A 20021-nucleotide genomic window follows, 5' to 3' on the forward strand; every position below is an offset into this window, starting at 1 on the left:
ATCTGTTCCTCACATCCGGAAGACGCCGAAGCCGGGCTCACCCAGCGGGGCGTTCGCACACGCGGTCAGAGCGAGCCCCAGCACCTGCCGGGTCTCCATCGGGTCGATCACACCGTCGTCCCAGAGCCGGGCCGTGGCGTAGTACGCATTGCCCTGGGTCTCGTACTGCTCGCGGATCGGGGCCTTGAAGGCTTCCTCGTCCTCGGCGCTCCAGTCGTCGCCCAGCTGGTCGCGCTTGACCGTCGCGAGGACGGATGCGGCCTGCTCGCCGCCCATGACGGAGATCTTCGCGTTGGGCCACATCCACAGGAAGCGCGGTGAGTAGGCCCGCCCGCACATCGAGTAGTTGCCCGCCCCGTACGACCCGCCGACCACGACGGTCAGCTTCGGCACACGGGTGCAGGCGACGGCCGTGACCATCTTCGCGCCGTGCTTGGCGATGCCGCCGGCCTCGTAGTCCCGCCCCACCATGAAGCCCGAGATGTTCTGCAGAAAGACCAGCGGGATACCGCGCTGGTCGCACAGCTCGATGAAGTGGGCGCCCTTCTGGGCGGACTCGGAGAACAGGATGCCGTTGTTGGCGACGATTCCGACCGGGTGGCCGTGGATACGGGCGAAACCGGTGATCAGCGTCGTCCCGTACTCCGCCTTGAACTCGGCGAACCGGGAGGCGTCCACCACCCGGGCGATCACCTCCCGTACGTCGTACGGCGTCCGGGAATCGACCGGGACGGCCCCGTACAACCCGGCGGGATCGACCTTCGGCTCCTCGACCGGCTGCACCGACCACGGAAGCGCGCCGCGCTCCGGCAGCGTGGCGACGATGTTCCGCACGATCCGCAGCGCGTGCGCGTCGTCCTCGGCGAGATGGTCGGTCACCCCCGACGTACGGGAGTGCACCTCGCCGCCGCCCAGCTCCTCGGCCGTCACGACCTCGCCGGTGGCGGCCTTCACCAGCGGCGGACCGCCCAGGAAGATCGTGCCCTGATTGCGGACGATCACGGCCTCGTCGCTCATCGCGGGGACGTACGCCCCGCCCGCCGTGCACGAGCCCAGCACCGCCGCGATCTGCGGAATCCCGGCCCCCGACATCCGGGCCTGGTTGAAGAAGATCCGCCCGAAGTGCTCCCGGTCCGGGAAGACCTCGTCCTGCATCGGCAGGAACGCCCCGCCCGAGTCGACGAGATACAGGCAAGGGAGCCGGTTCTCCAGCGCCACTTCCTGGGCGCGGAGGTGCTTCTTCACGGTCATCGGGTAGTACGTGCCGCCCTTGACGGTCGCGTCATTGGCGACGATCACGCACTCCCGGCCGCTGACCCGGCCGATTCCGGCGATCACCCCGGCCGCCGGGGCGGCGCCCCCGTACAGCCCCTCGGCCGCCAGCGGAGCCAGCTCCAGGAAGGGCGACCCGGGGTCCAGCAAGGTGTCCACCCGGTCCCGGGGCAGCAGCTTGCCGCGCGCCACATGCCGGGCGCGGGCCTTCTCACCTCCGCCGAGCCTGGCCGTGGCGAGCCGCTTGCGCAGCTCGTCGGCGAGCGCGTGATGCGCCGCCTCGTTGGCCTGCCAGGCCTCGGAGGCGGGATCGGCCGCGCTCGCCAGCACCGGTGCCTGCTGCATCGTGTCGAGCCCCCTTGCCCGTACCGCAGTGGTTAATGAGCGTTAACGTATGGCTTCAGGTTAACGAGCGCTAACAGCCTTGTCCAGGCCGTTCGTCCGGTGCCCGCAGTGGTTACGGCAGGTATCGGTCACTGACGTCCCGCAGAGGGCAGGGCGCGCGGCGGGCCCGGAATAATGACCCGCGCCGCTCCCCGACCCGGAGCGGCAACGGTCGCGGTCCGACGAGGGCCATGACCGAGCGAGTTGCCTGGCGTGTGTGGGGGCTCCGGTCGTCATGGCCGGGGGCGTGTAACGGCCGACGGCCGATCGGGTGGGGGAAACCAGCAGATGACGCAGCAGTTTCAGTCGCAGTCGGTGCAAGGGGTGGGCGGGGGAACGGCCAGGGGAGTGACCGAGAGGCCACGCATCCTCGAAGTGGATGCCCTGCGCGGGTTCGCGCTCGCCGGGATCCTGGTCGTGAACGTCCTGACGACGGCCGGGCCTCCGGGCATCAGGGGCGGGCTCGCGGATGTGCACGCGGCGGACGGGGCCGTGGAATGGCTGGTCGTTCTCCTCGCGCAGTCGAAGTTCTACCTGCTCTTCTCCTTCCTCTTCGGCTACAGCTTCACCCTTCAGATGGACTCGGCCGCCCGCGCCGGGGCACGCTTCGTACCCCGGATGTCACGGCGGCTGGCCGGACTGTCCGTGCTCGGGCTCGCGCACGCGGTGCTGCTCTACAGCGGCGACATCCTCATGATGTACGCCCTGTGCGGACTGGTCCTGCTGGCCGCCCGGAACGCCGGGCCCGCGAAGGCCCGGCGGGCGGCGCTCGGGGTGTACGGCGTCGCCGGCGGGTTCCTGCTGCTGGTCGGCCTGGGCGCCGCGCTGTTCGATCCCGGTGATCTGAGCGAATCCGCCGCAGTGAAGGCCGAGCTGACCGCCGCCTACAGGGGTGGCTTCACCGAGGTCGTCGGCGCCAACATCAGGGCGCTGACCGACATCGTGGCAGCCCTTCCGCTGATGGGCGGTTATGTGGTCGCCGCCTTCCTCATAGGGTTCGTGGCCGGCCGGCGGCAGTGGCTCGGCGCAGCCGCGCTCGCCGACCGGGCGCGGCTGCGCCGCATCTTTCTGAGAGGTCTCGCCATCGGAGTCCCCGGGGCGGTCTTCTCCGCGGCGGGGATCGCGGGGCCGCTGCCGGAGCGCTGGGAACTGTTCGCAACGGCGGTCGGTCTGGCCGCGGCCCCGGCGCTCTCGGCCGCGTACGCCACCGGGCTGCTGCTGTGGTTCGCCGCACCGAGCGGCGCCGCGACGGCCCGGCTCTTCGCGCCCGCCGGGCGGATGGCGCTGACCAACTACCTGACCCAGTCCCTCGTCATGGCCCTCGTCTTCTCCGGGTACGGCCTGGGGCTGTACGGCCGCACGGGCGCGGCGGCGGCGGTCGGCGGGGCGCTCGTGCTGTACGCCTGTCAGCTCGCACTCAGCGGGTGGCTGATGAGGCGCCACCGGCTCGGGCCCGTGGAATGGCTGCTGCGCGCGGTGACGCTGTGGGCGCGGCCCGGGAAGGCGACGGCCGGGAGGGTTTCGTAGTCAGGCGGACCGCGACCGCTGACGCGGGCGGCGGACGTGCGACGCGGCCGTGCCGGCTCGCGCGGCGTCGCGTTTACCGAGAAGCGCGGCCACCCCTCGACTCGACTCGGTCAATGAGTGTTGACACATTGCACTCAGGTTAACGTTCGCTAACCCGACTGTCTAGAATCGAATCCATGACCACCAGGACGGACGCCCCCACCCGCCGCGAGCAGATCCTCAAGGAGGCTGCCCGCCTCTTTGCCGAGCGCGGCTTCCACGGTGTCGGCGTCGACGAGATAGGTGCCGCCGTCGGTATCAGTGGCCCCGGTCTCTACCGGCACTTCCCCGGCAAGGACGCGATGCTCGCCGAGCTGCTGGTCGGTATCAGTGAGCGACTGCTGGCGGGCGGGCAACTGCGCGTGTCGGAGGACGCGGCCTGCCAGGACGGCTCCCCGCAAGCCCTGCTCGACGCGCTCATCGAGGGCCATATCGACTTCGCCCTCGACGACCGCCCCCTGATCACCCTCCACGACCGTGAGCTGGACCGTCTCCGGGACGCCGACCGCAAGCGGGTCCGGCAGCTCCAGCGGCAGTACGTCGAGGTGTGGGTGGAGGTGGTCCGCGAGCTGTACCCGGACCTGCCCGAGCATGAGGCCCGCGCCGCCGTTCATGCCGTCTTCGGCCTCCTGAACTCGACCCCGCACCTGGGCCGCCCCGACGCGCAGCCGGACCGTGCGGACACGGCGGCGCTGCTGCACCGGCTGGCGCGCGGGGCGTTCGAGGCGGCGGCCCGCGCATAGGGCCCGACCGTGGTCCCGTCGATGGGAGCGGCGTGTTTTCTTCCCGGCCTTCGTGTTTTCTGACCGGCCTTTGAACATATGAATTGATGCGAGAGGGAAGAGGAGATCCCTCAATTTCCCTTCCTTTTCCTCGGCGAGCTCCATCGGTCGGAGTGTCGCGGTGACCACAGGCATATGGTTTGAGCTGTCTCGCCCACGCCTGATGGGGAAATTAAATGAAAACATGTCAGGTCTCGATCGTCGTCCCCTGTTTCAATGAGGACGAGGTGATCGAGGCATTTCACCGTGCGTTGATCTCCGCCCTCGAATCGACTCGGCGGACCTTCGAGATCTGTTATGTCGACGACGGCAGCAGCGACCGGACCAGGGCCCGGATCGGCTCGCTCGCCACTGCGGACGGACGGGTCCGCTACACCTCCTTCAGCCGCAATTTCGGCAAGGAGGCCGCCATGCTCGCGGGGCTGCGCATGTCCCGCGGTGAAGCCGTCGTGCTCATGGACGCCGACCTCCAGCATCCGCCCGAACTTCTCCCCCGCATGCTGGAGTTGCGGCAGCGAGGGTACGACCAGGTCGTCGCGAGGCGGGACCGGACGGGTGAAGGTGCCCTGCGTACCTTTCTCAGCGCCGCCTACTACCGGGCCATGGGCCGGTGCATGGACGTCGAGGTCGTCGACGGCGAGGGCGACTTCAGACTGCTGTCGCGCACCGCCGTGGACGCCGTACTCGCGCTGCCCGAGACCAACCGGTTCTCCAAGGGGATCTTCTCCTGGGTCGGCTTCGACACCGTCAGCTTCACCTACCGGAACATCCAGCGTGCGGCCGGGAGTTCGAAGTGGGGCAGCAGGCATCTGCTCAACTACGGGATCGACGGACTGATCTCCTTCAACAGCCGTCCACTGCGCCTGGCGATCCACGCCGGCCTCGCCCTCGCACTGGCGGCACTGGGATACGCCCTGTGGATCATCACCGGCGTTGTTCTGCACGGTGTCGCCGTACCCGGCTACACCACACTGCTGACCGCCATCGTGGCGCTCGGCGGCATCCAGCTCGCCACGCTCGGCGTCATCGGCGAATACGTGGGACGCATCTACAGCGAGTCGAAACGCCGTCCGCACTATGTGGTGCGCGAAACGAACGAATCCCCGAACGTTCTCCCGGTCGATATTCCAACCAATACGCCGGACGAGGTCCATGCCGCTTCGCCCGTACCCGTGGTCGAGAGACCGATGGCGGGGCACGCCGGGGCGACCGCGCTCGGGGCCGCCCGGTCCCGCACCGTACGCCAGTTCGTCATTTTCGCGATGCTCGGAACCATCAACACGGCCGTGTATCTGGCGGTGTACGCCTCGCTGAACACCTGGATTCCCTATCTGGCCGCGCATGTCGTCGGATATGCGGTCAGCATCGTGGGATCGTTCCTTCTCAACTCGTACATCACCTGCCGTACGAAGCCGACCTGGCACGCCTTCGTCCGGTATCCCCTGTCGAGCATCGTCAATCTCGTCCTCACCGGCGCCCTGCTCTACCTCGGCGTCAGCAGGCTGGGCATGGACAAGAACATCGCCGCCGTGGCCGCGGGAATCCTCGCCACCCCCTTCTCGTTCCTGCTCGCCCGCTGGGCCATCGACTCCGGTGCCGCCCCGGCCCGGCAGCGTGCCGGCCTGACCGGCAGCCGTGCCGGGCACACCACCACACCTTGAACCCACACCGCCTGAACCTCTCGGCACGCAAGACGCGAGCAACGTACGAAGGGCACCAGTGCACATGAGCACGGACACCGTGAAGACTGCTGACGTACAGCAGGAGAGCGAGGAATCCCTCCACCCCGAGGTCCGGCCGGGCCGCACACGGTGGTGGGCGACGATCTGGACGGCGGCCCTCACCCTGCTGCCGCTCGTCCTGCTCGGCGCGGCCTTCTGGATCGGCCGTCTGGTCCGCCCGGGAGGGGACGACTGGTGCTTCCTCCCGGTCGTACGCGACGAGGGCGCCTCCGGAATGATCGCGAAGTTCTTCTTCCACGACAACGGACGTGTGGCCAACGCGCTGCTGGTCGTCGCGTACGGGTCCTTCGGCGTCGCGGGCCACCGGTGGTTCGCCCTGGTCAGCGGGGTGCTCATGCTGGGCATCCTCTGGCTGCTGACCGCCTCGGCGCTCAAGAGGGCTGGACTGACCGGGCCGCGCGGGCTCGCGCTGCTGGTGGCGGCGATGATGGCGGCGGTCTTCTTTCTCGCGACGTCCAACACGTACAAGACGTTCTACTGGCCCGCCTCCTCCGTGTCGCACACCGTCGCACCGGTACTGGCCTGCGCCGCCGTGATCCCTCTGCTGCGCGCACGGACCGGGTGGGGACGCGCCTTCGCGCTGGGCATCGCATACGTGGGCGGGGTCTTCATCGGCACCCTGTCGGAGGAGACGTCGGTCGTCGCACTCGTCGTGCTCACCGCTCTCCTGCTGATCAGCTGCTGGGCCCTTCCCGGTGCCGGCCGCACCCATGCGCGTATCTGGTGCGTGGTCGCCTTCGCCGGGGTCGCGGTCGGGGCGGTCATCCTGTACGTGTCGCCCGGCGCACGCGCCCGGCGTGAGCGGTTCGGCGCCGACACCTCCTCCGTGTTCGGCCCGGAGGCGCTGACGGCGGCACTGCGGGCGTTCGAAGAAATCCTGGGGACGATCTTCACGACCTGGCAGTACCTGGGAGCGGTCGGCGTCGGCGTACTGCTGGGATTGATGGTGCGCGGTGGTGAGCAGGGACCGGGCGGGCCCCTGCGGCGCAGGCCCCTCCTCGCGGTCCTCGTCGGATTCCTCGCCTTCCTGGTCTCCGGGTATCTCTGCATCGTCATCACCTACCCGGCCTTCGGAGCGAGCGTGGTGAGAGCGCCCCGCGTCTGGGGCGACTTCCTCCTGCTGTACGTGATGCTCCTGGTCGCCGTCGGCGCCCTGCTGGGACGGGTGCTGCGCGATTGCCGGTGGGGGATCAGTGCGCTGATGTCGGTGGCCGCCGGAGCCGTGTGCGTTGCGGCCTGCGTCGGTCTTGCCGTCCCGCTGTACCAGCTGGAACCGAAGATGGACGTGCGCGCCCAGCGCTGGGACCGCCAGGACCGGTGGCTGAAGGCTCAGGCGGCGCACGGCGCCCAAGTGCTTCCGTACACACCGGTGTCGGTCGGCGGGATGGGGGAACCGTTCGGCGACAAGGGCCGGAAGGTGTGGCCGGGACAGTGTGTCGCCAAGTACTACCACCTCAAGAAGGTCACGTACTCGACCCGGCTTCCCTGAGCGGTCGGCGGGCCGGTCCGTGCGTTTCGCCGGGCAGCCGGCCCGTCCGTCGTGCAAGACACCCGGCACACTGCGCACACCTGACGGCACAATGGGTTCATGCCGATACCCAGCCGTGCCGCCCTCGTCGAACACCTCGTCCGTACGCGTATCGCCGGAGACGTCGCCACACCCCGCGACAACAACCTCTCCCACTATCGCAAGCTCGCCAACGGCGACCGCCACTACTGGCTGGGCCTGGAGCTCGGGGACCGGTGGCGCGACGAGCAGGACGTGCTGGCCGTGATGGCCGAGCGCTGCGGGGTCAGCGACGACCCGGAGCACCGGTTCGGGCAGGACACCATCGACCCGGAGCTGACGGTCGACGCCCTGGAGCGGATGGCGGCACGGCTGCGGAAGGCGGCGGCGGGGGCGGAGCGGGTGCTGTTCGCGACCGGGCATCCGGGCGGGCTCCTCGATGTGCACCGGCAGACCGCTCAGGCGCTGCGGGCGGCCGGATGCGAGATCGTACGGATTCCCTCGGGGCTGGTGGCCGACGAGGGCATGGTGTTCCAGTTCGCGGATGTCGCGGTGCAGGAGCGCGGCGCGACGCTCTGGCACACGCACTCGCCCGCCCCGATGGCCGCGATCCTGGACGGTCTGGAGCGGGAGGGCCGGCCGCTGCCGGACCTGGTGGTCGCCGACCACGGGTGGGCGGGGTGCGCGGCGCAGCGCGGGCTGGACGCGGTGGGGTACGCGGACTGCAACGATCCGGCGCTGTTCCTCGGCGAGGCGGAGGGGACGCTCCAGGTGGCCGTACCGCTGGACGACCATGTGCTGGACCCGCGTTTCTACGACCCGCTGACGGACTATCTGCTGGACGCGGCGGGGCTGATCTGAGGCCGACTCGTCCGACGCCGATCGATCCGGCGCCCGATGCTCATTCGCCGGGCGGAAGCGAACCGGCTGTCCGGCGCTGCCGGCCCAGCCCCGGCGTCGGATCCAGATAGACCCGGCGGATCGACGGATACCGCTCCCGCAGCTGCTCCTCCGCCTCGTCGCAGGCCCACTCGATCTGCTCCGCGCTCGACACGTCCCGGAAGTCGATCTTCGCTGCGACAAGGATCTCGGTCGGGCCCTGGATCAGCGTGGTGAGTTCCAGTACGTCGATGATGTGCGGGACGGTGAGCAGTTCCTCACGGATGCCGGCACGCATCGCCTGCGGCACCGGCCGGCCGATCAGCAGCTGGGCGTTGGACCGGCCCAGCACCCAGGCGACGTACACCAGCAGCACACCGATCAGGATCGACGCGATGCCGTCCCAGACCCCGGAGCCGGTCAGCTGGCCGCCGAGCAGCCCGCCCGCGGCGAGCAGCAGACCCGCCAGCGCCGCCGAGTCCTCCATCACCACGGCCTTCACCGCGGTGTCGGGGGTGAAGCGGAAGTAGTGGGCGGTGGGCGCACCCAGCCGCGCGGCCTCGCCGCGTACCTGCCGGAGCCCGGTACGCAACGAGTAGCCCTCCAGCAGGAAGGCCACGCCGAGCACGATGTACGAGATGAGCGGATCGCCGAGCTCCTCACCCGTCACGAGGGTGTGGATGCCGTCGTAGACGGAGAAGACCGCACCACCGACGAACGTGGCGACGGAGGCGAGCATCGCCCAGATGTAGCGCTCGGGGCCGTAGCCCAGCGGGTGTTCCTCGTCGGCGGGTTTCTCACTGCGTTTCAGGGCGGTGAGCAGCATCAGCTCGGTGACCGTGTCGGCGACCGAGTGCGCCGCCTCGGAGAGCATCGCGCTCGATCCGCTGATCAGTCCGGCGACGGCCTTCGCCACGGCGATGCCGAGATTTGCGGCCGCCGCGACGACGACCGTGAACATGGACTCCCCACCACCGGCTTTCTCGTCACTCATGGTGGGGAGTATGTCCGAATTGGCGGGCTGTGGCCTGTTCAGTCCCGGGGACGTGTCAGTCCCGGGGGACGCGGACCACGCCCTCCTGGATGACGGTGATCGCCAGCCGGCCGTCCTGCGTGTAGATACGGGCCTGACCGAGCCCGCGCCCACCGGACGCGGACGGCGACTCCTGGTCGTACAGCAGCCATTCGTCGGCCCGGAAGGGACGGTGGAACCACATCGCGTGGTCCAGGCTCGCGCCGACCACATCGCCGACCGCCCAGCCCCCTCGTCCATGGGCGAGGAGCACCGAGTCGAGCAACGTCATGTCGGAGACGTACGTCGCCATGCAGACATGCAGCAGCGGGTCGTCCGCGAGCTTGCCGTTGGTGCGGAACCACACCTGGGAGCGGGGTTCGCGCGGTTCGCCGACCGTGCCGAAGGGCGGCGCGTCCACGTACCGCAGGTCGACCGCGGCCCGCGCCTCGATCAGCCGGTCCACGACACCCGGATCGCTGAAGCGGTCCGCGTACCGGGGCAGCATCTGCGCGGCCGTGGGCAGCGTCTCCGGGTCCGGGGCGGGCGGCATGTCCGCCTGGTGCTCCAGGCCCTCCTCGTACGTCTGGAAGGACGCCGAGAGATGGAAGATCGGCTGGCCGTGCTGGACGGCGACGACCCGGCGGGTGGTGAAGGAGCGGCCGTCCCGGATGCGGTCGACGCTGTAGACGATCGGCGCGCCCGGGTCGCCCATCCGCAGGAAGTAGGAGTGCAGGGAGTGGGCGGTGCGGGCGGCCGGGACGGTACGGCCTGCGGCGACCAGGGCCTGGGCCGCGACCTGGCCACCGAAGACGCGGGGCACGACCGCCGAACGGCTCATACCCCGGAAGATGTCCCGCTCGATCTGCTCCAGGTCGAGCAGATCGAGCAGGGAGTCAAGTGCTGAGCTCATGGAGAGAACGTAACCGCTCTTACAGGCCCATGGACTTGGCGATGATCGACTTCATGACCTCGCTGGTGCCGCCGTAGATGCGGTTGACCCGGTTGTCCGCGTACAGGCGGGCGATCGGGTACTCGTTCATGTAGCCGTAGCCGCCGTGCAACTGGAGGCAGCGGTCGATGACGCGGTGCGCGACCTCGGTGCAGAAGAGCTTCGCGGAGGCGGCTTCGGCGGCGGTGAGCTCACCGGCGTCGTGGGCCTCGATGGCGCGGTCGCAGACGGCCTCGGCGGCGTCCACCTCGGCCTGGCAGGCGGCCAGCTCGAACTTGGTGTTCTGGAAGGACGCGACGGTCTTGCCGAAGACGGTGCGCTCCGAAACGTAACTCTGGGCGAACCGGACGGCGGCCTTGGCCTGGGAGTACGCGCCGACGGCGATACCGAGGCGCTCCTGCGGCAGGTTCTGACCGAGGTAGGAGAAGCCCTTGTTCTCCTCGCCGAGCAGGTCCTCGACCGGCACCTTGACGTCGACGAACGCCAGCTCGGCGGTGTCGGAGGTGCGCAGGCCCAGCTTGTCGAGCTTGCGGCCGACCGAGTAGCCCTCGGCCTTGGTGTCGACGACGAGGAGGGAGATACCGAAGCGGCGGTCGTCCTCCTTCGGGGCGGCGGTACGGGCGCAGACGATCACACGGTCGGCGTGGACGCCACCGGTGATGAACGTCTTGGCGCCGTTGAGGATGTAGTGCGTGCCGTCCTCGGAGAGCTTGGCGGTGGTCTTCATACCGGCCAGGTCGGAACCGGTGCCCGGCTCGGTCATGGCGATGGCGTACATCGTCTTGCCGGTGACGAAGTCCGGCAGCCAGCGCTTCTTCTGCTCCTCGGTGGCGTACGCCTTGATGTACGGCAGGCAGAGCAGGACGTGCACGCCGGAGCCGCCGAAGTTGACGGCCGCGCGGGCGCACTCCTCGGAGATGATCGCCTCGAACTTGAAGGACTCGACCCCGGCGCCGCCGAACTCCTCCGGCACCTCGATGCCGAATATGCCCAGCTCGGCAAGCTTGTAGTAGAAGTCGCGGGGCACCTGGCCGGCCGCGAACCACTCGTCGTAGACGGGGGCGACCTCGGCCTCGATGAAGGCGCGGATGGTCTCCCGGAACGCCTCGTGGTCCTCGTTGAATACCGTACGGCGCACGGGGTGCCTCCTTGGTCAGCTTCGGGCGGGTTTCGGCCAGAGTGGCTAAGCGCTTGCTCAGTTCTGGTCAAAAGTTACCCGGCAGTCATCGAGGCTGTCCAGGGTGATGCTCAGCACGCCCGCGCCGATCGTCCGGCCGCGGACGCGCAAGAGCCCTTCCCGGCCCCGGGCCGGGATGGGCTCTTGCGCTGTCTCCGTTGCCTACTGGGGCTTGAAGGAGCGGATCTGGTAGCTCCCCTGGAGGTTGCCGCCGTTTCCCGCAGGGGTGGATCCGACCCGGGCGTTGTAGTTGGTCTGGGTGTAGTACTGAACGCGGTGCCCGGTCGCGTTCCACACGGAGCGGACGTTCTGGCCCCGCTGGATGAAGGAGCAGTCGTCGGCGGTATTCGCCCGCTTCTTGTCCGACCACTGGCAGCGGGTGCCACCTCCGTTCCAGTCGCTGTAGATACAGAAGTACCCGGGGCTGCAGCTGTAGGAAGCCCTGGCGCCCTCGACGGCGGCCTTCGCGCTGGTGCTCTTCACGGCGGCGGCGTTCTCGGCTGCTGTGGCTGCGACGGGTCCGGCGCCGAGCCCCAGGGTCAAGGCGATCGAGGTGACGGCGAGCGCGGTGATGCGGTTCATGGCGAAGTCCCTCCATTCCCATGTGTGATGAAGCGGGCACTCTCGGTGTTCACCACCGTGTCACGGCTGTTGCCGCAGAAGCCAGGGCGGAGGGAGGGGCGCCCGAAGCGTGCGTCACGGCTCGGGGCACCCCTGTGTACACCGGCGCGCGCGTCCGCCGTTCGCCTGCCCGGACCACGGCGTCATGGGGGCAGGCTTTACGGGATCACCGAGTGCGGTAGGCGTCGATGACGGTCTGGGTGAGGGTGTTCCCATCGGTGTCGGTCAGTGCGGCGCGCAAAGAGACACCGGTGCCCGCGCGCGGGTTGTGGATCTCGACGGCGCCCCGCTCGACCGAGACCCGGGTCCACGAAGTGCCGCCGTCCACGGATACCGAGACCGCCACCGAACGTGCGCGTCCGTTCGCGGCGGCGCCCAGCACGGTGACCGGGACACGGAGCGTCTCGTTCGCCGGCGCGGTGCCGGTCGGGCTGAGTTCGGGCGAGAACCGCACGGCGCTCACCGGCACCGGGACCGGACCCCTCGTCGTGTCCGAGGTGAAGGTCCACGACGTGGTCACCCGCGTGGCGACGCCGGGCGCGCCGCCGCGCTTCACCGTGCTGGTGAGCCGGTACGCCGCGCGCCCCGGCTCCACGGTGAACCCGGCCTTTCCGGGGGTGCCGGCCTTCGTCCCGACGCGCACGCCGTTGCGGTGCAGAGTGGTCGACGCCGTGTCGTACGACGGTGACGACGGCACGTGGCCGTCGCCGTCGGCGAGCAGCGGGACATCGACGGCGAGCCGGTCGCCGTTGCGCACGATGCCGGGGCGGTCGGTGAGGTCGGGGCCGAAGACGGCGTTGTCGAAGGTGTGGGTGGTCGTACTTCCGGCGCGTACGGCGATGCCGTTGGCGCTGTAGCGGTTCGATGCCGCGCCGGGCGCGGTGGGGGCCCAGTAAGTGATGTCCCAGGTGCCGCGTTCAGGCGTCACGAAGTAGGTGGCGGTCGCGGGGGTCGGCAGGGCCTGGGTGACGCCGAGGGTCGGTCCGGCAGTGGGCTGCAGGTCGACAGTCGCCCGCCCCTCGGTGCCCGGCCGCGCCGCGCCGCGGATCTGCACAGTGGCCAGGTCCTTCGCGGCGGGGTGCCGGACGAGTCCGGTCAGGGCGCGGCTGCCGGTGAAGGTGTGGCCGAGCGCGTAGCCGGCGGTCTCGGTGCTCCAGTAGGAGTCGAACCACTGCTTCACCGATCCGGGTTCGCTGTCGGGGCCCAGGTGCGCGACGCGCAGGTTCGGTGTGCCGTTGACGAGGTTGGCGGTCCGGACCGCGCCGTCGTGCTTGACCTGGACGAACATCACGCTGTGCTGGAAACCTGCGGAGCGGTCGGGCGGAGTCACGTCGACAGGGGCGGTGGTCCGCGCGTCGACGGTGATGGTGGTGTCGTGGTCGAGGTCGAGGCGCGGCTGGACGACCCAGTCCGTGCCGTTTGCCGCCGTGCCGGTGGTCAGGGCGCTGTCCAGGAGGTACCGGCCCTTGGGCAGACGCACGGTGGTCGTACCGGAGGCGTCGTACGGCTGGACGGCCTCGTCGGCACCCGGCCCGGAGACTCCGGTGACGTGGGTGGTGTAGTCCGCCGTCTTGTGGCCGGTGCGGTCGAGGTGATTGATCGTGAGGGTGTACGTCGCCGGCTCCGCGGCAAAGGCGGCGGTGTTCCACGCGGGCGTCGTGCTGCCGACCAGGGCGACGGCGAGAGCGAGTGTCCGGAGCGCGCTCCGGCGGGATACGGAAGAACTGTTCATGACTTGCACTGCGCTGCCGGGAGTCGGCGTTCCCGTGAGCTGAGTCACACGGATGCGGGGCGTGTCACCGGGGCGGGCATGCGTGTGGCGCACGTCACCGGAACCGGCGCAACGTGCGCGGCAGAGCAGAGTGTGAATCACTCATGAGGAATCGCTTCCGCCGCGGAGACCGCGACGCCCTGGGGGAGCTGTACGACGAGCACGCCCAAGCGGTGTACCGCTATGCCCTGCGGGTGACGGGCAACTGGGCGGAGGCCGAGGACGTCGTCTCGTCGACCTTCCTGGAAGCGTGGCGCAGCCGCGAGAAGCTGAACCCCGACGGGGACGGTCTGCGCCCGTGGCTGCTGGGCATCGCCACCAACATCATGCGCCGCAACGCACGCACATGCCGAAGCCGCGAGACCGCGCTCGCCCGCGTCCCGGAACGTGGCTCGATCCCGGACTTCGCCGACGACCTCGTCACACACCTCGCGGACACCGAACAACTGCGTGCCGCACACGCCGCACTCGCCCGCCTGCGGCGCCGGGACCGGGAGGTCTTCACCCTCGTGGTGTGGGCCGGCCTGGACTACGCGGCAGTGGCCGAGGCGCTCGGCGTGGCAATCGGCACCGTCCGGTCGCGCCTGTCCCGCGCCCGTACCCGACTGCGCGAGCTCACCGAGGCCGAAACCCGCGCCACACGTGCGCGGGACACACGGGCCGAAACCCGAGCCACACGCACGCGGGACACGCGGGCCGGAACCGAACGGCCACCCGCGGCGGGAAACAGAGCCCCCGCCGCGACCACCGCCACCACCCCCGACAAGCCACTGCCGGGCCGCACCCCCGTGGCCCCATTGCTGACCCAGGAGAACCACGGATGAACTTCACCTCGCGGCGCCGTACGCACCACCGGTCCGAGGAGACCGAAGGTCCCGGCCTCACCGCACTGCTGCCCCCGCCGTCGGTCCCCGGCCTGGACCCCGACCGTGAACTGCTGCTGAAGGAAGCGCTGCTGCGCGAGGCCGCCGTCACCGAACCGCGTGGCGGCCTCGCCCCTCGGGCCTCGCGCCCGCGCCGACGTCTAGTCCGGGTCATGGTGCCCACTGTCGCCTGCGCCCTGGCGGTCGGCGGCGTCGTGGTGTTGAACCTCGCGAACGCGCCGGGGCGCGGCGGCATCACCGCGGCCCCGGGCGGCCGCACCCCCGGCACGTCCGAAGCGGCACAGCTCCTCGACCGCATCGCACTCGCCGCCGCCGGGCAGGAGCAACCGACGGTCCGCGCCGACCAGTTCGTGTACATCGAGAGCAAGGTCGCCTTCGCCGGGCAGAGCGCCGGGGGCGGCGAGGTGACCATGCCTCCCGCGCACACGCGGCAGGTGTGGCTGTCCGCCGACGGCAGCCGCCCCGGCCTGCTGCGCGAGGAGGGCGAGTCCGACTCCTCGCTCGGCGGCGACGCACCGGTCTACGACCTCGACGGCCGAGGGGCGGCACCCCGGCCCCGCACCGCACACAAGAAGGCCGCGTCGATCAGCGACCCGACGCACGAGTACGTCGCGTCGCTGCCCACCGACCCGGACGCCCTGCTGAAGCTGATCCGGGACGAGACCCACGGGCAGGGCCAGGACCCGGACCAGCGGGCATTCACCGCGATCGGCGACCTGCTGGCCGAGACCTGGGCGCCCCCGCAGGTCGGCGCCGCGCTCTACAGGGCCGCCGCGAAGATCCCCGGAGTCATGGTGATCGATGCGGCCACCGACGTCGCAGGACGCGAGGGCGTCGCCGTCGCCCGTACGGCACGCGGGCAGCAGACGCAGTGGATCTTCGACCGGACCACGTACGCGTTCCTCGGCGAGCGCACGGTCCTCACCGAATCCGGCGACGCCGGCCCGGCCGGAACCGTTGTCGGCACCTCCGCGGTCCTCACCCGAGCCGCGGTCGACCGTACCGGTGAGACTCCCGCTCCGACGACGGCGTAACACGGCAGCCCCGCACACTCGCGCGGCCCGAACAGCCCCGTCCCCGGTACGCCTTTGCTGTGGGCCGGGGACGGGACGTTCAGGCGGGGAAGTTGTCGTCCTTGACCGCGTCGACGAAGGCTGACCAGCCGGCTGCCGGGAAGACGAGGGCGGGGCCGTGCGGAGCCTTGGAGTCGCGTACGGGGACGCCGGAGGGGTGACCGTCCAACACCTCGACACAGCTGCCGGATTCGCTTCCGCTGTGCGACGACTTGCGCCAGCCGCTGAGCGTCGATGCGTCCAGGACGGTGCGGTCAGTCATGGTGTGCGTATTCCTTCACTGTCGCCCTTAGCAGGGCTTGTGACTCCTTCAGCGGCAGGGCGTCGCTCAAAGCGAGATCGTAGCGGCTCTGCAACTGCCTCACCACGGACGGAGAGTCATGCACCTTCCCCATGCGTAGGGCCTCGCTGTACGCCACGGGCGGTTGGTCCTCGAACCACATCAGGGTGAGCATGCTCTCCATGAGCGGGTGAAAGCCCAGCGCGAAGGGCAGCACGTGCACACGGATTCGCTCGGTCTCGGCCAGCCGGACGATGTACATGAGCTGCTCCGCCATGACGTCCGGCCCGCCTACGGGGCGATGCAGCACCGCCTCGTCAAGCAACGCCCAAACTACGGGCGTCACCGGATCATTCAGGATCTTGGCTCGTTCCAGGCGTGTGACGACGTGCTTGTCACGCTCTTCGTCGCTCTTGGGCGGGAACGCCGGGCCGAGCACCGCGCGAGCGTACCTCTCCGTCTGAAGGATGCCGGGCACGAAGTTCAGAGCGAACTCCCTGATCATCGCGGCCTGCTGTTCGAGCTGGCGCGCGGGCTCGAAGAAGTCGGCGATCGTGCCGTCATTCTTGCCCGGCAGGAAACTGCTCAGTACGTTCCCTGTATTGAGGGCTTTGTCCAGGCGTCGGGCGTCCTCCTCCGACGGGATGCGGCGCCCCGCCTCGATGTGTGAGATGTGCGAGCGCGTCATGATCGCCGCGTCGGCCAGCTCCTGCTGCGTCAGTCCGGCCGCTTCCCGCTGTGCCTTCAACCAATCGCCATAGGTATTACTCATGGTCAACTCCCGTGCGCCAAAGGGCCTGTCACCTGGAACCCCCTGGCGAGCCTAGTCCGGACCGTCTCACTCTGTGAGTGGATCGCTGCGTACCGTCACGCGATCCTCGCTCAAGACAACGGAGTTGGCGACATGATGCGATGCGTGACCCGGTGGCGGGTGTTGTGGTCGGCGGTGCCGGCATGAACGGCGGCCGGTACGGCACTCCGCGACTGCTGCCGTGGGTCAGTCCGGAGGGCAAGCCCTGTTACGTCGACTCGGACGGGACCGGGTACATCTCCCGGCTCGCCGACGACATGGAGGCGGTGCAGCTCTCCATGTCCGTGGAGCTTCTCGACCACGCCGCCGACATGCTGGCGGATCAGCGGGTCACCAACGCGCAACTCCGGTTCCTCGCGGCCCGGATGGCCGAGGCGTTGCGCGACGTCCACCGGATCGCGGAGAGCCGAGGGGCCAGGATCCCCGTGCCCTCGTGCGGGAACGTTGCGACGGAGGCCTGAGCCGGCGGCCTCAACAGTGCCGAAAGCGAACCTTGTGACACCGTCCGCACGTCCCTGTTCGGTCTCAGGTGGGGAATTCGCCCAGCCATGAGTGCTGGAGGAGGTGTTTGGGCAGGTATTCGGACTCGACGTCGATGGGGAGTTTGCCGTCGTAGGCGAGGCAGGCGATGGCCAGTGGGCCGAGGGCGATGCTGCCGTCGATGTCGGTCTTCCGTTCTTCGTTCAAGGTCCAGTACGCCTGGTGCAACTTCAACGCTTCCACCAGGGCTGGGCTGAAACCCTGCTCATCTTTGGTGACGAAGTGATAGAAGAGGTTGATCGGCGGATAGAGCTGGCCTTGGAGCATGTCCAGTGGCGTGATCCGTGCCACTGAGGGGTCCGACATCTGGAGCGCGGCGGTGAGTTTTTCCACCAGCCCAGGCCGTCGCAGCCAGTACGTCTGCAGGGTGTCGACCCAGTGGTAGATGTACTCGTCGTACTGCCCTTCCGGAGAACGCAGGCGCTCCAGCGGGATCTCACACAGTTGGGTCATGCGCTGCTGCTCACGGCAGATGACCGCCAGCCAGAAGGCCGTCAACCAGTTCCCCGCGTCGGCGGACGACCGCGGACCCACGGCTGCCGGAACGGTCCGCAACTTCCGATTGATACGGCACTCGACGGACCCTTCGCTCGCACCGGTCGCGGCGAAAAATGCCGAGCCCAGTTGCATCGCGTTGACCGTCGCCTCCCACGTCTCTGCGTTCGCCGCTCGCGGATCGATGACACAGTGAGCGTGCAACGCCAAGACGGCAGCGTCGAATGTGGAGTTGATCACCTCTGTCGACTCTTCAAGACGGTCGATGCCCTTGGCCAGGTGCTCATCCAGCCGCTCCGCGAACCGCTCGGCATCGGGTCCTCCCGGCATGTCATGTCGGGCAATAACTGCGGTCACGGAAGAGTCCCCTTGCTGATGTCGAACCGTCGGTACTGGAGTCCAGTGTATGTCCCTGCGTTCTTCTCGCCCTTGACGAGGACATATTCCAATTTACCGTCTGTCAGCGCCTTCTCCAGGGCTTCCACGACCTCGAATTCTCCTCGCTTTCTCATGACTCGAATGATGTCGACGAAGTATTCCTGGCTTCCCTGAGACACTTGCCTACCACCCCGCAGGGTACGCCTTCCGAGTTCCGTTCCCGGACTGCTCTTGGCCTCGATGACGACAACTCGGCCGTCCTCGTGCGTCCACACCTGATCAAATTGGTCATTGCCGCTCTTCGGGCCGAGGAGGGTCTCCTTTGTGAAGCCCGGATGATGCTCGGCGACGTAGTGGTACTCGGCCGCTTTTTCGCCGAGCGCTTCTGCGGCGTCTCCCATCTGAGTGTGGGACTCCTTGTACGCCCCTCTTGCCTCTGCCCAGAGCCCGCCGGATTCGAGCGTGTCCTGGGCTTCGTGGACCCTGCCTGTCTCCGCCTTCCATTTCTCGACCAGGTTGTCCCACTGGATGGCGAAAAAGCGTTTCTTTGCGGCCTCGTTAAGGATCTCGCCCCTGGCGGGGTTTGTGAGTGTATCCGTGCCCACTCGGATGTATTCCGCGTCGAGGAAATGGGGCTCAGGAGGTGCGGGTGCATCCTTGGCGCGAATCCACGGGTCGTTCTCCGACAGCCGGGTGAGCTGGGGCGGAGTGAACCCGCTTGCGTCGTGCCTCTCCACTCGTATACGCGTGCCGTTGCCTTTGTAATAGCGCTCGAAGTAGCCCGGTTCTTCATTGGCGCGGTAGACCTGGATGTCCTCGATCTGCTCCAGCGTGAGCGAGCCACGAGGGCCGTAGGGGTTGGCGCCTTCGTGCATGAAACTGGGGCGTGGCACGCGCGGTCGCTGCGGCGGGATCGTACCGTCACCGACGCCGCCGGTGCTCGGGGGCTCGGAGCGGCCGGGGCCGCCAGGCAGGCTGTTGTCAGCTGTGGAGCCGGCGGGCAGGTCGTGGCCGGGTGCGGCGCCTGTGCCCGGCGTCTCGGTGTGACTGGCGGGCACGTTGTCGCCCAAGTTGTGGCTGGGCGCGCTGTTGTGCAGGTTGTTGCTGGGCATGTTGTCGCCGACACCGCCGCCGGGAATGTGGTTGGCTCCGCTGCCCGGTAGCCGGTTGCCTGCATTTCCAGCGGGTCCGCCGCCCGGGACGTCGTCCCCCGCCCGGCCGATGTTGCCCAGATCGTTGCCGAGCCTGTCGCCGTTGCGGATGGCATTGTCTGCGTTTTCGCCCGCGTGGACGCCCGCGCCGACCAGGGCCGGTTCGCGCACCGGAGCCGGGGTTTCCACGCGGGGGTTTTTGCCCGCCTGGTCGGCGTGCTGGGCGATGCTGCCGTCGTCGTTGTAGAGGTTGCCGTCGCGGTCCATGTACGGGGCGCCCTCGTCGAAGGGTGACTTGATCGTGCCTTCCGGCAGTGCCACAGCTCCGTCCGGGAGTTTGACGGTGCCGTTGGGGAGTGTGACTGCTCCGTCCGGGATCGTCGCGCCCTGGGGGAGGTTGATCGTGCCGTCGGGGAGTCTGATCGTGCCCTCGGGCAGGGTGATGACGTTGTCGGGGAGTGGTGGGAACTCGACGCGGCCCATGCCCTTGAGTCCGGCCATCACGTCGCTGATCTTCGACAGTCCCGCGCCCGCACCCTTGAAGACGTAGGTCATGGGGTCGACGATCCGGCCTGCCTTGCCTGCGAGGGACAGGGCCTTGGCTGCCATGCCGGCCTTGCCCGCGCCTGCTGCCGCGCCGCCGGTGCCACCGGTGAAGACGGTGGTCAGGACGTTGAAGGTGACCGCGCCTGCGGCTCTGGAGGGGTTGTTGCCCCATTGGTCCCAGGCCACCAGCGCTTTGCC

At 69.0% G+C, this 20021-nt stretch carries 18 protein-coding genes; 8 read left to right on the plus strand and 10 right to left on the minus strand.

Annotation, left to right across the window (positions count from 1 at the left end; genetic code table 11):
- Positions 1-9 precede the first annotated feature (9 nt).
- Positions 10-1617, minus strand: coding sequence for a carboxyl transferase domain-containing protein (locus ACFVYE_RS16710; RefSeq protein WP_383965898.1), 1608 nt, complete (start codon positions 1615-1617; stop codon positions 10-12).
- Positions 1618-2004: 387 nt separating this feature from the next.
- Here ACFVYE_RS16710 and ACFVYE_RS16715 point away from each other — a divergent pair, with 387 nt between their 5' ends.
- The 5 genes from ACFVYE_RS16715 to ACFVYE_RS16735 all read left to right on the plus strand — a co-directional run bounded on the left by ACFVYE_RS16715 (position 2005) and on the right by ACFVYE_RS16735 (position 8114).
- Positions 2005-3183 carry a DUF418 domain-containing protein gene (locus ACFVYE_RS16715; RefSeq protein WP_389606060.1) on the plus strand — a complete coding sequence of 393 codons (1179 nt, stop codon included), beginning with the start codon at positions 2005-2007 and terminating at the stop codon, positions 3181-3183.
- A 176-nt stretch (positions 3184-3359) separates the two neighbouring features.
- Positions 3360-3965 (plus strand): TetR/AcrR family transcriptional regulator, encoded by a 606-nt coding sequence (locus ACFVYE_RS16720; protein ID WP_383977524.1) that lies wholly within the window; start codon positions 3360-3362, stop codon positions 3963-3965.
- A gap of 215 nt (positions 3966-4180) precedes the next feature.
- Positions 4181-5665: a glycosyltransferase gene (locus tag ACFVYE_RS16725; protein ID WP_383977521.1), complete on the plus strand. Its 1485-nt coding sequence runs from the start codon at positions 4181-4183 to the stop codon at positions 5663-5665.
- A 64-nt stretch (positions 5666-5729) separates the two neighbouring features.
- Positions 5730-7235 carry a DUF6056 family protein gene (locus tag ACFVYE_RS16730; protein ID WP_383977519.1) on the plus strand — a complete coding sequence of 502 codons (1506 nt, stop codon included), beginning with the start codon at positions 5730-5732 and terminating at the stop codon, positions 7233-7235.
- A 99-nt stretch (positions 7236-7334) separates the two neighbouring features.
- Complete coding sequence (locus ACFVYE_RS16735) at positions 7335-8114, plus strand: phosphatase (protein ID WP_327275113.1); 780 nt, start codon at positions 7335-7337, stop codon at positions 8112-8114.
- A 40-nt stretch (positions 8115-8154) separates the two neighbouring features.
- On the opposite strand, the gene ACFVYE_RS16740 is transcribed toward ACFVYE_RS16735, so the two are convergent.
- From ACFVYE_RS16740 to ACFVYE_RS16760, 5 genes are all read right to left on the minus strand, one after another.
- Positions 8155-9126: a cation diffusion facilitator family transporter gene (locus ACFVYE_RS16740; RefSeq protein ID WP_383977515.1), complete on the minus strand. Its 972-nt coding sequence runs from the start codon at positions 9124-9126 to the stop codon at positions 8155-8157.
- 55 nt (positions 9127-9181) lie between these two features.
- Positions 9182-10057: an acyl-CoA thioesterase gene (locus ACFVYE_RS16745; RefSeq protein ID WP_383977512.1), complete on the minus strand. Its 876-nt coding sequence runs from the start codon at positions 10055-10057 to the stop codon at positions 9182-9184.
- A gap of 19 nt (positions 10058-10076) precedes the next feature.
- Positions 10077-11234: an acyl-CoA dehydrogenase family protein gene (locus ACFVYE_RS16750; protein ID WP_383977510.1), complete on the minus strand. Its 1158-nt coding sequence runs from the start codon at positions 11232-11234 to the stop codon at positions 10077-10079.
- 201 nt (positions 11235-11435) lie between these two features.
- The gene (locus ACFVYE_RS16755) at positions 11436-11855 is read right to left on the minus strand and encodes a peptidase inhibitor family I36 protein (protein ID WP_389606064.1); all 420 of its coding nucleotides are present in this window, start codon (positions 11853-11855) and stop codon (positions 11436-11438) included.
- 205 nt (positions 11856-12060) lie between these two features.
- Entirely contained in the window at positions 12061-13626 is a 1566-nt protein-coding gene (locus ACFVYE_RS16760) for a serine protease (protein WP_383968530.1), read from the minus strand.
- A 143-nt stretch (positions 13627-13769) separates the two neighbouring features.
- Here ACFVYE_RS16760 and ACFVYE_RS16765 point away from each other — a divergent pair, with 143 nt between their 5' ends.
- Positions 13770-14489: an RNA polymerase sigma factor gene (locus tag ACFVYE_RS16765; RefSeq protein ID WP_383968533.1), complete on the plus strand. Its 720-nt coding sequence runs from the start codon at positions 13770-13772 to the stop codon at positions 14487-14489.
- On the plus strand, positions 14486-15583 hold the full coding sequence (locus tag ACFVYE_RS16770) for a CU044_5270 family protein (RefSeq protein ID WP_383968536.1): 1098 nt from the start codon (positions 14486-14488) through the stop codon (positions 15581-15583). Before ACFVYE_RS16765 ends, ACFVYE_RS16770 begins: the two co-directional genes overlap by 4 nt.
- Before the next feature lie 79 nt (positions 15584-15662).
- On the opposite strand, the gene ACFVYE_RS16775 is transcribed toward ACFVYE_RS16770, so the two are convergent.
- On the minus strand, positions 15663-15884 hold the full coding sequence (locus tag ACFVYE_RS16775; RefSeq protein WP_383968539.1) for a DUF397 domain-containing protein: 222 nt from the start codon (positions 15882-15884) through the stop codon (positions 15663-15665).
- The gene (locus ACFVYE_RS16780) at positions 15877-16674 is read right to left on the minus strand and encodes a helix-turn-helix domain-containing protein (RefSeq protein ID WP_383968542.1); all 798 of its coding nucleotides are present in this window, start codon (positions 16672-16674) and stop codon (positions 15877-15879) included. The genes ACFVYE_RS16775 and ACFVYE_RS16780 overlap by 8 nt, the downstream gene beginning before the upstream one ends.
- Before the next feature lie 182 nt (positions 16675-16856).
- On the opposite strand from ACFVYE_RS16780, the gene ACFVYE_RS16785 reads away from it, so the two are divergent.
- Positions 16857-17174 carry a hypothetical protein gene (locus tag ACFVYE_RS16785; RefSeq protein WP_383968613.1) on the plus strand — a complete coding sequence of 106 codons (318 nt, stop codon included), beginning with the start codon at positions 16857-16859 and terminating at the stop codon, positions 17172-17174.
- Between the two features lie 64 nt (positions 17175-17238).
- Here the strand turns inward: ACFVYE_RS16785 and ACFVYE_RS16790 are convergent, their stop codons facing one another.
- Both ACFVYE_RS16790 and ACFVYE_RS16795 read right to left on the minus strand, forming a co-directional pair.
- Positions 17239-18105, minus strand: a complete 867-nt coding sequence (locus tag ACFVYE_RS16790) for an immunity 49 family protein (RefSeq protein WP_383968545.1) — start codon at positions 18103-18105, stop codon at positions 17239-17241.
- On the minus strand, positions 18102-20021 hold a 1920-nt coding region (locus tag ACFVYE_RS16795; protein ID WP_389606068.1), incomplete at its 5' end, for a hypothetical protein. The genes ACFVYE_RS16795 and ACFVYE_RS16790, both read right to left, overlap by 4 nt.

The organism is Streptomyces sp. NPDC058239, from assembly GCF_042882185.1.
Classification (GTDB): Bacteria; Actinomycetota; Actinomycetes; order Streptomycetales; family Streptomycetaceae; genus Streptomyces.